Consider the following 12,758-nt stretch of genomic DNA (forward strand, 5'->3'; position numbering starts at 1 on the left):
ACCCGCCGACCCGCCGACCCGCCGCGGGGTCCCGGACCGTCTGGTCCCTGTCCGGATTCCCGTCCGGACGGGCCGCTGACCAGGCCGGACGCCGGTCGGCTGTCCGGGACGGCCGGCGGCCGTTGCCCGGCGCCTCCCGACCGCCACAGACTCGTTTCTGCCGCCGACGGGCCGAGCCCGAGCAGTCGAACCGGCGGAGTGTGAGCACGTCCGAGCACGTCCGAGCGAGGGGGAAACGGCGATGAGCGATGAGGTGAAGCTCGCTCCCGAAGAGGTCGAGCGGGTCATGGGGATCATCCAGCAGGCGTACACGGACATGGAAGGGGTGGCCACGGGGATCGGCGCCCACAGCGCCAACGTGAGCTCCGCCTACAACGGCGGCGGCACCAGCAGGGCCGTGGCGACCTACGAGGACCTGGGGCGCGCGGGGCAGGCACTGGCCCACGCGCTGGACGGACTGTCGCAGGACCTGGGGCTGACGGCGAACACCGGCCGGGAGACGGACGCGAACGCGGAGAGCGCGCTGAGCCGCGTCGACACCTCCGGCGTCCGGATCGACCTGGGCGTGGCCCAGGGCATCTGACCGGCGCCCTCCGGCACACCGCGCGACGACGGCACCGCGCGACGACCACCGACAACGAAAGGCAGGGGGACATGACGTACGACGGCGGCCTCATCAGGTTCACCAACGAGGGCCTCGACGCGATCCAGACGCAGACGAGGAGCCAGCAGGCGCAGTACACCGAGATCTGGAACAACGTGCACACCCAGCTGCTCAGCCTGGTCGAGCAGGGCCAGGTGGACGCCGGCATCGGGCAGGTGCTCAACGACCGCGACGAGACGTTCCGCCGCGAGTCCGCCGGGTTCGACGACGGCGTGACCGCGCAGAACACCGCGATGCGCGACGTGCAGACGATCGGCAACGAGGGCGGCGCCGCGATGGTGCGGGCGGCCATGGGCGGCGGACGCTGAGCCATGACGGAGACAGGCGACGTGGACCTGAACCCCGGCGCCGCGCGGCAGGCGGGGGATCACGCCAGGGACAGCGAGCGACTCGCCGCGATGCGGGCGGCGTTCGACGGGGTCGGCGGTGCCGGCGGGCTGTTCGGGCAGGTGCCCGGCGGTGAACTCGCCGAGCGGGCGCTGGAGTCGGCCGCCAGCACCATGGCCGACGAGCTGGGCTGGACCGGGCTGACCGTGCAGGACATCAGCGACAGCGCCTACCGGATGGCCGAGATCGCCGACGAGACCGACCAGGCGGCGCGCGGCCGGCTCGTCGCGGCGGGCGAGGCCGTCCAGCGCCTCTCCTCCGCGCTGGGCGGGGCGCAGGTGCCCTCGACGAGCGGGGCGGGGTGAGCGCGATGGCGACCGACGAGGAGTTCATGGCGGTCATCGGGCGCATTCTCAGCGCCCAGCACGTGACGATCCACGCGGTGGCGCAGGCGTGGACGGCCCTGGCCACCGCGGGGACCGCGGAGCGTGACCGGCTCGCGAACGCGGCCACGAACGCCGAGGCCGAGCGGGGCGCCGGGCTGGCCGAGCTGGCCGACCGGCTCGGCTCCACTGCGGCCTGGGCCGACGGCGCGAGCACGGTGGCGCAGCGGGTCGCCGGCCAGTTGCACGCCGCCGGGGAGGCGTCGGCCCGGGCCACGGAGCGGGCGTTGACCCTGCTCGTCGCGTACGAGGCGGCCCAGGTGGACCTGCCGGCCGACGCGATCAGTCCCGCCATGGTGAGCGCGGCGGGCCGCGGGGAGGAGGAACAGGAACGGCTGCTCGCGGAGGCCAGGAGCGTGCTGGAACAACTCGGCCAGGACGTGCGCCGGGTGACCGGCGGCGACGCGCCGGCCGCCCCCGAGCGGGGCGGCACGGTCACCGCCGACGCCTCCCGCCAGTCCGCGCCGAGGGACGGCGACCAGCGCATCCCCTCGGACGACCGACCGGGAACCCGAAGGCCCGGCCCGGCGGCGGACGACGGGGACAACATGATCGAGGGGAGCCCGCCGGCCGCCGACGCCCGGCCGGGAGGGGGCGAGTACCCCTCGTACCTGTCGGTACTGGGCTCGGAGGACGGCGAGTTCGGCGGCTGGGTGCAGAGCCCGAACACCGGGTTCCTGGTCGATCCGGCGACGGGCCGCGAGTTCGACCCGGGCAGCGGCCGGTGGATCGACCCCGTGACCGGGCTGCCGTTCGGCGAGTCCACCGAGTACGCGACCCGGCTCTCCGGGCTCGGCGGCGGGCCCGGCGCGACGGCCACCGGCATCGGCCTCGCCGCGCTCGGCGGCGGCGTGGGGGCCGTCGGCGGGGGCGGCGGACTCGGCGGGATGTACGGCGGGATGGTGCCGCCGAGCGTCGCCCATCAGGGGCCCGCCCGGCAGCAGGTGCTGCGCGAGGCGCAACGCAACCTGAACCAACGCGCCGCGGTCGCCCAGCGGTTCGCGATGCGTGAGGCGGCGCAGGGCGGTCGGCCGTTCGCCCCGCCACCGGCCTCGACCGGCGCGGGGGGCCGGTCGAACGGTGACGGTTCCCGCGAGTCGGGCCGGCAGGGCCGGCCCACCGACCTCACCGAGGACCCGGACGTGTGGTCCGCGCACCGGCACGCCGGCCGGGGCGTACTGGGCGAGTAGCCGGGACCGGCGGGCGAACCGGGCGAACCGGGCGGGCGGAGCCGGCGGAAAACCAGCGGAAGCACGAGAGAGGGGGACAGCCATGTCCGAAGACGGTCGGTACGTCATCCCGGACGGGTTCCGGGAGTCGGCCCGGGTGGGCCCGGACTCCGCCCGCGGCGGCCGGAGCGGGGACCGGACGACCCACGACCGGGCCGGCGTGCTCGGCCGGGACGAGGTCAGGAACGACTTCGCGAGGGGCGAGGCCGGGGGACTGCGCGACGCGTGGCGCCGCGGCCAGGGGAGCCGGCCATGAGCGGGCCGACGACCGTGGTGCGGCGGCCGGCGCGGGTGGCGCGGCCGGTGGTGCCGACGAACGACCTGGTGCTGAAGCCACCCCCGCTGCTGCCGAAGCCGGAGGAGGCCAACATCTGGCTGACCGTGCTGCCCGCGCTCAGCGGCTTCGGCTCCGTGCTCTACATGCTGGCCATGCGGCGCGGCCCCATCGGCTACATCGTCGGTGGGCTGTTCCTGGTGTCCTGCGTGGCGATGGTCGTCGGGTTCCTGATGCGGCAGCGCGGCACGGTGAAGGGCCAGGCGCGCAGCGACCGCCGCGAGTACCTGCGGCACCTCGAACGCACCAGGACCGAGGTGCGGCGCACCGCCGAGGCGCAGCGTGAGGCGCTGGAGTGGGGCGCCCCCGAGCCGCGCCAGCTGTGGTGCCTCGCCGACAGCCGGCGCCTGTGGGAACGCCGCGGCGGCGACGCGGACTTCGGCGTGGTGCGGGTCGGCGTCGGCCCGCACCACCTGGCGAGGGCGCTGGTGCCGGGCGAGTCCGCGCCCGTGGAGGACCTGGACCCGCTGTGCGCGGTCGCGCTCAAGCGGTTCGTCACGACGTACTCGGTGGTGCCCGATCTGCCGGTGCAGCTCGCGCTGCGGCGCTTCGCGGCCGTGTCGGTCGGCGTCGGCGGCAGCGGCAGCGGCAGCGGCAACGGCAACGGCGAAGGGGGCGAGGACCGGGAGGCGGCGCGGGCGTTGTTCCGCGCGATCATCGCCCACGCGGTGACGTTCCACTCCCCCCGGGACCTGCGGGTCGTGGCCTGCGTCCGGGACGTCGAAGGGCCGGAGTGGGGCTGGCTGAAGTGGCTGCCGCACCTCCACCACCCCGACGAACTCGACCACGTGGGCCCGGTGCGGATGACCCACCCGTCGCTGGCCGTGCTGGAGGAGTGGCTGGGCACCGAGCTGAGCCGCCGCACCCGGTTCCAGCGCGGCGCCACGCCCGACCCCGACCTCCCGCACCTGCTGGTCGTCGTCGACGGCGGCCTGGTCGGCGGCGGCGAGGCGCTGCTGGAGCCCGGCGGCATGCAGGGGGTCACGGTGCTCGACGTGGACGGCCAGGCCGCCGCGTTGACCGAGGCGCACGGCGTGCGGCTGGAGCTCGGGGACACCACGCTCGCGGTCCTGGCCGGCGACACCCGCGACGAGCTGGGCACCGCCGACGCGCTCACGGTGGCCGAGGCGGAGGCGCTGGCGATGCAACTCGCCCCCTACCGCGCGGACGTGGACACCACCGGGGACGCGGAGGACCTGACGACGGCCGTCAACACGCTGCCCGGCCTGCTCGGCATCCAGGACCCCGGGCAGCTCGACCTGGACACCCTGTGGCGCGCCAGGCCCATGCGGGACAGCCTGCGGGTGCCCATCGGGGTGGCCGGGGACGGTGGCCTGCTCGAACTGGACATCAAGGAGTCGGCGCAGAGCGGCATGGGCCCGCACGGCCTGGTGGTCGGCGCGACCGGCTCGGGCAAGTCCGAGCTCCTGCGGACCCTGGTGCTCGGCATGGCGGCCACCCACTCGCCCCAGCAGCTCAACTTCGTCCTCGTCGACTTCAAGGGCGGCGCCACCTTCGCCGGCATGGCCGAACTGCCGCACGTGGCGGCCGTCATCACCAACCTGGAGGACGACCTCAGCCTCGTGGACCGGATGCGGGAGGCGCTCTCCGGCGAGACGAACCGGCGCCAGGAGGTGCTGCGCGACGCGGGGAACCTCGTCTCCGTGCGGGACTACGACCGCGCGCGCCAGCGCGGGGCCGAGCTGCCGCCGCTGCCCAGCCTGTTCGTCATCGTGGACGAGTTCTCCGAACTCCTCGCGCAGAAGCCGGACTTCGCCGAGCTCTTCGTCCAGATGGGCCGGCTCGGCCGCTCGCTCGGCCTGCACCTGCTGCTGGCCTCCCAACGGCTGGACGAGAGCAAGCTGCGCGGCCTGGAGGCCCACCTGTCCTACCGCGTCGGCCTGCGCACGTTCTCCGAGGCCGAGAGCCGCACCGCCATCGGTGTCCCCGACGCCGCCCGGCTCCCCGGCGCCCCGGGACACGGCTACCTCAAGACCGACACCACCACCCTCAGGCGCTTCCGCGCCGCCTACGTCTCCGGCGCCTACCGCACCGGCGACGACAGCGCCTCGGCCGTGCTCGGCGGCGGCGCCGACGTCCGGCCGTTCCGCGCCGCCCGGGTGCCCGTGCCCGTCGACGAACGCCCGCCCGAGCCCGAACCGGAGCCGGCACCCGACGAGTTCACCGACGGCGAGGACCCGGGCAGCACGGTGCTCGGCGTGATGGTCGGCCAGATGGCCGGCCAGGGCCCGGGGGCCCACCAGGTCTGGCTGCCGCCCCTGGACGCGCCCGAGCCCCTCGACGCGCTCCACCCCGGGCCCGTCGGGCGGCCGCAACGCCCGGGCGGCGACGCCGGGTTGACCGCCGTCATCGGCGTCGTCGACCGGCCGTTCCACCAGCGCCGCGACCCGCTGGAACTGGACCTGGCGGGTGCCGGCGGCCACGTCGCGGTCGTCGGCGGCCCGCACAGCGGCAAGTCGACGGCCGTCCGCTCCCTGATCGCCTCCCTCGCGCTGCGCCACACGCCGACGGAAGTGCAGTTCTACTGCCTCGACTTCAGCGGCGCCCTGTTCGCCCTCGCCGGCCTGCCGCACGTCGGCGGCGTCGCCGGGCGCCTGGACGCCGAGGTCGTCAACCGGACCGTCGCCGAGGTCCTGGAGGTCATGGAGGCCCGCGAGACCCGCTTCCGGGAGCTCGGCATCGAGTCGATGGCCGGCTACCGCCGCGCCCGCGCCAGGGGGCGGCACACCGACGCCCCTCCCCCGGACTCCGTCCGGGGGGACCCCCACGGCGACGTCTTCCTGGTCGTCGACGGCTGGGCGGTGCTGCGGCAGAGCTACCCGGAGCTGGAACAGACCCTGACGGCCGTCGCCGGCCGGATGCTCACCTACGGCATCCACCTGGTCGTCACCGGGAACCGCTGGCTCGACATGCGGATGGGCCTGCGCGACCTCCTCGGCACCAAGGTGGAGCTGAAGCTCGGCGACGCCCTGGACTCCGAGGTGGACCGCAAGGCCCAGCGCACCATCCCCGCCGACCGGCCGGGACGGGGCATCACCGACGAGAAGCTCCACTTCCTCACCGCCGTCCCCCGCCTGGACGGCGTCCACTCCGCCACCGGGCTCGCCGAGGGCGTCGCCCGACTGGTGCGCCACGTGGCCGACGCCTGGCCCGGCCGCCGCGCCCCCGAGGTCCGGCTGCTGCCCACCAGCTTCGAGCCGGACGACCTGCCGGCGGCCTCGACCCGGCAGCCCGGCGTGACCATCGGCGTGGAGGGCAGCCGCCTGGAGCCGGTGATGCTCACCCCGGGCGAGGACGCCGGGCTGCTGGTCATCGGCGACAGCGAGTCGGGAAAGACGTCACTGCTGCGCGGCATCGCCCGCCAGATCACCGCGACCCGCACCCCCGAACAGGCCAAGCTGATCATCCTCGACCACCGCATGACCCTGCTCCGCGAGTTCGACGGGCCCAGCCTGCTCGGCTACTCCGCCTCCCACGAACGCTCCATGGAGGTGGTCGGCGGCCTCGTCGAAGGACTCGGGAAACGCCTCCCGGGCCGCGACGTCACTCCCGAGCAGCTGCGCCACCGCTCCTGGTGGACCGGCCCCGAGATCTACCTCCTCGTCGACGACTACGACCTGGTCGCCACCTCGCGCGGCAACCCGCTCAAGGCACTCCTCGACCTGCTGCCGCAGGCCCGTGGCATCGGACTCCACCTCTTCGTCACCCGCCAGGCCGGCGGTGCGTCCCGCGCGGTCGCCGACCCCGTGCTCGGCCGCCTCAAGGAACTCGGCACACCCGCCGTCCTGCTCAGCGTCCCCAAGGACGAGATGCCGCTGTGGGGCGTCAAGCCGGCGCAGCGCCGCAAGGGCCGCGGGCTGCTCCTGCACCGCAGGCTCGGCAACGTCCCGGTGCAGCTCATCCGCGCCGACTCGCCCCTGTCCACCCTCGATCACCCCACCGGGACCCCCTCATGAGCGGCAGCCCCACCCACCAGCAACCGACATCGGCGGGCGCGACGTTCGTCCGGGTCGGCGTCGCCGGCCCCACCGGGCGCGCCGACCTCGCCGTCCCGGCCACGCTCCCCCTGGCCCGGCTGATGCCCGCCCTCCTCCGGCACGCCGGCCAGGAGCCGGGCCAGGACGGCGGGGTCCGGCACGGCGGCTGGGTGCTGCGCCGCGCCGACGGCACCCGGCTGGACACCGCGACCACGCTCGCCGCCCAGGACGTCCGCGAGGGCGACCTGTTGTTCGTCGGCCACGGCACGGACGACGCCACGGCGCCGCTGTACGACGACGTCGTGGAGGTCATCGGCGGGGACGCGGTGCGCGCCGCCTGGCCCGCCGCCGCGACCCGCCGGGTCACCGGCGCGCTGGCCACCGGGGCCGCGCTCACCGCCTGCGGCGCGCTCGACGCGGCGCCGGGACCGCTGCCCGGCTGGCTGGGCCTCGCCACAGCCCTGTTCGCGCTCGCCGTCGGGGTCATGCTGTCCCGGGCCTTCGGCGACCCGCCCGCCGGCGCGCTCGCCGCCGTGCTGGCCGCGCCGCCGGCCATGCTCGGCGCGGTCCGGCTGCTCGGGGGCGAGCCCGGCGTCCTCACCGGTGGCACGGCCGGGCAACTGCTCCTCGCCTGCGGGGTGCTGGCCCTGATCGGGGCGGTCGGCCCGCTGCTGGTCGAGGGCGGCGACGGAGCCTTCGCGGCCCTGGTGGTCGCCGGGCCGCTCACCGCGACGGGGGCGCTGGTGTGCGCGGTCTGGGACGTCCCGCCGGCGAGCGCCGCCGCCGTCGCGGCGCCGCTCGCCCTGGCCCTCACCACCCTGTGGCCCACGCTCGCCGTGCGCCTGGCCCGCATCCCGGCCCCCCAGGTCGCGGCCACCGTCGAGGAGTTGGAGGCGTTGCCGAGCCAGCTCGAACACGACCGGCTGCGGGCCCGGATCGCCGCCGCCCGGCGGCTGCTGCTCGGCCTGTCGACCGGCAGCCACCTGGTGGCCGGCGCCGGCGCGTGCGTGCTGTTCGCCTCGACCCGGCTGTGGCCCGGCGTGCTCGGGGCGGCGCTCGTGCTGCTGATGCTGACGCGGTCCCGGCTGTTCAGGGAGCCGGCCCAGATCGCGATCCCGCTGGCCACCGGGCTGCTCGCGGCGGGCGGCGCCGCGGTCGCCTTCGTGACCGGCCACTTCGGCGAGCGGGCCCCGATGCTGGGCGTGGTCCTGCCCGTCGCGCTGCTGACCGCCCTGGTGACCGGGGCCGTCGGCCTCCTCGCCGGCCGCACCCGGCTGAACCCCCAGGTCTCCCGCGCGATCGACGTACTGGAGACGACGCTCCTGCTGTCCGTCGCGCCGCTCTGCCTCGCCGTGTGGGACGTCTACTCCGCCGTGCTCGACCTGAGGGTGTGAGAGTGGTGACCACCGTGCAGCCGGAACAGAAGCCGAAGCGGGGGCGGGGCCGGTGGCGGCCGTTGCCGCGGGCGGCGGGCCGGGTGGCCCTGGTCCTCGTCGCCGCCACCGCCCCGCTGACCGTCCCCGGGCTCGCCCGCCCGGCCGCGGCCACACCGTGCCGCACCCAGGTCGTCGGGGAGGACCTGGCGGAGAACGCCGGTCCCTACCGGCTGATCGACCGGCTCGGGCTGCGTCAGGCGTGGGACCTGTCCACCGGCGGGGGCGTCCTGGTGGGCGTCGTCGACTCCGGCGTCGACGCCCGCCACCCCGACCTGGCCGACGGGGCGGTCGCCAGGGGCAGCGAGTTCACCACGGCGGCGACCGCGCCCGACGCCACGCGCACCACGCCGCCGCCCCGGCAGGACTGCTCGGGACACGGCACGGCCGTGGCCGGGCTGATCGCGGCCCGCCGGGCGGCCGGGGACCGGATGACGGGCGTCGCCCCCGCCGCCACCGTCTATCCCGTGCGGCTGGACGGCGCGGTCGAGCGGCTGCCGGCCGAGACCGTCGCCGCCGCGATCGACGACGCCGTCGCGGCGGGCGTCGGCGTCCTCAACCTCTCCTTCGGCCGGCCGGTCGACGACCGGCCGGTCCGGGAGGCGGTGGCCCGGGCGCTGGCCGGCGACGTCGTCGTGGTCGCCGCCGCCGGCAACGAGGGCGACGAGGGCCCGGCGGGCGGCCTGATGTACCCCGCCGCCTACGACGGCGTGCTCGCCGTCGGCGCGGTCACCGACGACGGAGGGCCCCTGGAGTCGTCCAACACCGGCGACTGGATCGACCTGGCCGCCTACGGCGACTCGCTGACCGTGGTCGCCCCGGAAGGCTCCGGCTACCGCACCGAGTCGGGCAACAGTTTCGCCGCCGCGCAGGTCTCGGGCGTGGCCGCCCTGGTGCGGTCCCGCTTCCCCGACCTCACCGCCGAGGAGGTGGCCGGGCGGCTGACGGGGACCGCCTCGCCGCTGGGCGGCGGCCACAACGACCGGACCGGGGCCGGCCTCGTCGACCCCTTCGGCGCCCTCACCTCCCTGGGGCCGGGCGGGACCGAGGGCCGGGAGGCCGAGGCCGGCCCGGACGTTCACGGCGCCGTCCCCGTCCAGGTCGTCCCGCGCGACGAGCCGCTGGTCGGCCCCGCCACCGCCACGGCGCTGGCGTGGAGCGGCGCCCTGCTGCTCGCCGTCGCGCTCAGCCTGCTCGGCGTGCCCGCGGTGCGCCGGGCCAGCGCACGCGGCTGGCGCGCCGGGCCGGGCCCCGGGGACGGCCGGGCGGCGCCCGTCGGACCCCGGCGCGCCGCGTCGAGCCTGCGCTGGCTCGACGGCGGCGACGCCGCCACGACCACCACCACCCGTCCACGCGGCGGGAAAGGGGACTGACGGATGGCCACGACACGCGAACGGGCCGACGCGTACGCCTACGACCACCTCCGCAGAAGCACCAGCCTCCTCCGTGGCGCGGACGAGGCCGTCCTCGACCCGCGCCGCCGGCTGAACCGGGCGCTGGCCGGCGGAACGGCCCTCGCCGTGCTGATCCTGGCCGGCTTCGGCATCGTCGGCTGGCTGGGCGGCGGCCGGGGCCCGGCACTGCCCACGGCCGGCGCCGTCGTCGTCGGCGACGACGGGGACAGCTACGTCGTCAGCGGCGGAACCGTGCACCCGGCGCTCAACCTCAGCTCGGCGCTGCTGGTCGGCGGCGGCGAGCTCACCAGGGTGCGGCAGGCCACCCTCGACCAGGCGCCGAGGGGACTGCCCGTGGGCATCCCCGGCGCCCCGGACGCGCTGCCCGGCGCCGGCCAACTCGTCGACCGGGCCTGGACGTTGTGCGTCACGCCGGCGGAGACCGGCGGCCCGCCGACCGAGACCGCGCTGTACGTGTCGGTGCCCGGCGTGGCGCCGGGCGACGGGTCGGTGGGCGCCACGGTGCTGGCCAGGACGGACGACGACGGGCTGTGGCTGCTCACCGAGGGCCGCCGGTACGCCCTGACCGAGACCGTCCGCGACCTGCTCGGCCTCCAGCGCGTCCGCCCCGTCCCGTTGCCGCGGGAGGTCGCCGAGACCGTGCCCGAGGGGCCCGAGATCACCGTCCCCGAATCCGGCGGCACCGGCCGGGCGCCCGACGCCGAGCTGCCGTTCGCCGCCGAGGTCGGGGACCTGGCCCACACCGGGGCCGACGGCTCAACTCCGCAGTACTACCTGGTGCGCCCGGACGGCCTGGTGTCCGTCTCCCCACTGGTGCACGCGCTGCTGGGCGCCACCGCCACGGCGGATCACGAACTGGGCGGCACCCGGGCGGCCGCGGCCCGACGCTCCGAGGAACCGGCGCCGGGTGACGCGGCGTGGCCCGACGCCCTGCCCGCGGCGGAGGAACCGGGGCGCGACCAGCCGGTGTGCGTGAGCACCCCGCCCGGCAGCCGGCCGGGCGACGCGCCCTGGCAGGCCACCGTCCACCTGCCGGAGGCGATGCCGGAGCCGCCCGGGCTCACACCGGTCCGCGCGGCGACCGGCGACCGCCTCGGGCTGCTCGACGCCGTCTACCTGCCGGCCGGCGCCGGCGCCGTCGTGCTGGCCACCACCTCGGGGGGCGCGGGCGGCACCCACACGCTGATCACCGATGCCGGGATCGCCTACCCGTTCGCCTCCCCCGAGGCCGTGCAACGGCTGCGCTACGCGCCGGGGGACGCGCCCTCGATGCCGCGCGCCTTCGTGGACCTGCTGCCCCGGGGGCCGGTTCTCGACCCCGAGGCCGCGGCCCGGGAGCAGACCGCGCCGACCGCGAGCGAGGACGACGCGCACGACGACGGCTCCGGCGACACGGAGAACGCGGAAGGCGAAGAAGGGACGACGCCATGAGGTTTCCCACCGCGTGGACACGCTTCGGCCGGGCCCGGCTGGTGGCCCTGGAGAGCGGCCTCGCCCTGCTCGTCGCCGGGCTCGCGCTCCACGACCGCCGGGGCTGGGCCCTGGCCGCCGCCGGCACCCTCGTCCTCGCCGGAGCGCTGCTGCGGCACCGGGGCGCCTTCGCCGACCGGCGGCTCCTCGGGCGGCTGCGCGACGACGCCTTCGCCCCCGCCGCCCCCGCGTCGCCCGCGTCACCCGCGTCGGGAGAGGAGGGGCTCGGTCTCGCGCACACGCTGCTCCCCACGCTGGACGTCACCGAGTTCGCCGACCGCAACCTGCCCGCCGACGCCCCCGGACTCGGCGTCCTCTCCGACGGGCGCGGCTGCGCCGCGGTCCTCGCGTTCCCCGCCGGCACACTGCCCGGCCTGCCCGCCGCCCTCGTCCGCGAATGGCTCGACACGGACCCGGCGCGGCCGGCCGCCGCCCAACTCGTGGTCGAGCAGTTCGGCCTGCCCCCCTGGGACCTCCAGTACGGGTACCGGCCCACCGTCGCCTACCGACAGCTGCCCGCGGGCCCGCGGCCGGTCGCCGTGCGCTCCTGGCTGGTGCTGCGCTGCGAGGGCTTCGGCACACCCGACGCCGCCGAACGGCGGGGCGGCGGCCTGGCCGGCACCCGGGCGGCGACGGCCGCCGCCACCGCCCGCGTCCGCGCCCGCCTCGCCTCGGCCGGCGCGCCCACCACCCCGTTGAGCGCCCCCGAACTCCGCGACCTGCTGCGGGGGACCGGGGACGCGGCGGGCGAGGGACGGACGCTGCGGACCAGTTGGGCGGGCATCGACTTCACCCACTGCTCGGTCGCCGCGCCGGTCGCCACCCAGGACGAGTGGTCGCGGCTGCTGAACGGCCTGGCCGGCTGCGCCGCGGAACGGGTGGTCGCCGCCGCCACCCTCACCAGGGACGGCTCGGCGCTGCGCGTCCTGAGCGCGGTGCGCGTCGTCAGCATGATGGCCCAGCACGCGGCGGCCGAGCGCGAGCGCCTGCTGCGGGCCGGGGTCCTGCCCGACACCCCGACCGACCAGCGTGCCGGACTGCTGGCCACCCTTCCCGTCGCCCACCCCTTCCGTTCGCTGGTCGAGACGACCGGCATCGGCTCCCCGGGAGCACCACGATGAACCTCCGCGACCACCCGGCACCGCCCACCACGCACTGGCGGGACGACCCCGGGACACCCTTCCGGCTCACCCGGGCCGACGCCGGAGTCCTGCTGGGCACCAGCCGCGACGGCCGGGTCGTCACGCTGCCCGCCGGCCCGGCGCCCACCCGCGTCGCGGTCCTCGGGGAGTCGCTGTTCGGCCGCCTCTTCGGCCTCCGGATGCTGGCCGTCGGCGCCCGGGTCACCGCGGCCACCCGCGTGCCCGACCAGTGGCGCCCCCTCGCCCGGGTCGCGGGCGACCGGCTGACGGTCGCGGACCGCGTGACCTCCTGGCCCGCCCTCC

10 protein-coding genes and 1 pseudogene are annotated in these 12,758 nt (G+C 76.8%); all 11 read left to right on the forward strand.

The genetic code is table 11. The features are described 5' to 3' along the window. Positions 1 to 241 precede the first annotated feature (241 nt). The gene (locus tag E1283_RS20365; protein ID WP_132819537.1) at positions 242 to 583 is read left to right on the forward strand and encodes a WXG100 family type VII secretion target; all 342 of its coding nucleotides are present in this window, start codon (positions 242 to 244) and stop codon (positions 581 to 583) included. Positions 584 to 654: 71 nt separating this feature from the next. Then, entirely contained in the window at positions 655 to 972 is a 318-nt protein-coding gene (locus E1283_RS20370; RefSeq protein ID WP_132819538.1) for a hypothetical protein, read from the forward strand. A gap of 3 nt (positions 973 to 975) precedes the next feature. After that, complete coding sequence (locus E1283_RS20375) at positions 976 to 1,356, forward strand: hypothetical protein (protein WP_132819539.1); 381 nt, start codon at positions 976 to 978, stop codon at positions 1,354 to 1,356. A 5-nt stretch (positions 1,357 to 1,361) separates the two neighbouring features. Beyond that, entirely contained in the window at positions 1,362 to 2,624 is a 1,263-nt protein-coding gene (locus tag E1283_RS20380) for a hypothetical protein (RefSeq protein ID WP_132819540.1), read from the forward strand. Positions 2,625 to 2,706: 82 nt separating this feature from the next. Beyond that, complete coding sequence (locus E1283_RS20385) at positions 2,707 to 2,919, forward strand: hypothetical protein (protein ID WP_132819541.1); 213 nt, start codon at positions 2,707 to 2,709, stop codon at positions 2,917 to 2,919. After that, positions 2,916 to 6,974: a type VII secretion protein EccCa gene (eccCa, locus tag E1283_RS20390; RefSeq protein WP_132819542.1), complete on the forward strand. Its 4,059-nt coding sequence runs from the start codon at positions 2,916 to 2,918 to the stop codon at positions 6,972 to 6,974. The genes E1283_RS20385 and eccCa overlap by 4 nt, the downstream gene beginning before the upstream one ends. Next, positions 6,971 to 8,389: a type VII secretion integral membrane protein EccD gene (gene eccD / locus E1283_RS20395; protein ID WP_132819543.1), complete on the forward strand. Its 1,419-nt coding sequence runs from the start codon at positions 6,971 to 6,973 to the stop codon at positions 8,387 to 8,389. The genes eccCa and eccD overlap by 4 nt, the downstream gene beginning before the upstream one ends. A gap of 5 nt (positions 8,390 to 8,394) precedes the next feature. Beyond that, positions 8,395 to 9,801 (forward strand): S8 family serine peptidase, encoded by a 1,407-nt coding sequence (locus tag E1283_RS20400; RefSeq protein WP_165956188.1) that lies wholly within the window; start codon positions 8,395 to 8,397, stop codon positions 9,799 to 9,801. 3 nt (positions 9,802 to 9,804) lie between these two features. Continuing rightward, positions 9,805 to 11,274: a type VII secretion protein EccB gene (eccB, locus tag E1283_RS20405; protein WP_132819545.1), complete on the forward strand. Its 1,470-nt coding sequence runs from the start codon at positions 9,805 to 9,807 to the stop codon at positions 11,272 to 11,274. Continuing rightward, positions 11,271 to 12,434: a type VII secretion protein EccE gene (locus E1283_RS20410; RefSeq protein ID WP_132819546.1), complete on the forward strand. Its 1,164-nt coding sequence runs from the start codon at positions 11,271 to 11,273 to the stop codon at positions 12,432 to 12,434. Before eccB ends, E1283_RS20410 begins: the two co-directional genes overlap by 4 nt. Beyond that, positions 12,431 to 12,758 (forward strand): annotated as a pseudogene (locus E1283_RS20415) (hypothetical protein); the annotation flags it as partial. The gene E1283_RS20410 and the pseudogene E1283_RS20415, both read left to right, overlap by 4 nt.

The sequence above is a fragment of the Streptomyces hainanensis genome, assembly GCF_004348415.1.
GTDB lineage: Bacteria > Actinomycetota > Actinomycetes > Streptomycetales > Streptomycetaceae > Streptomyces > Streptomyces hainanensis.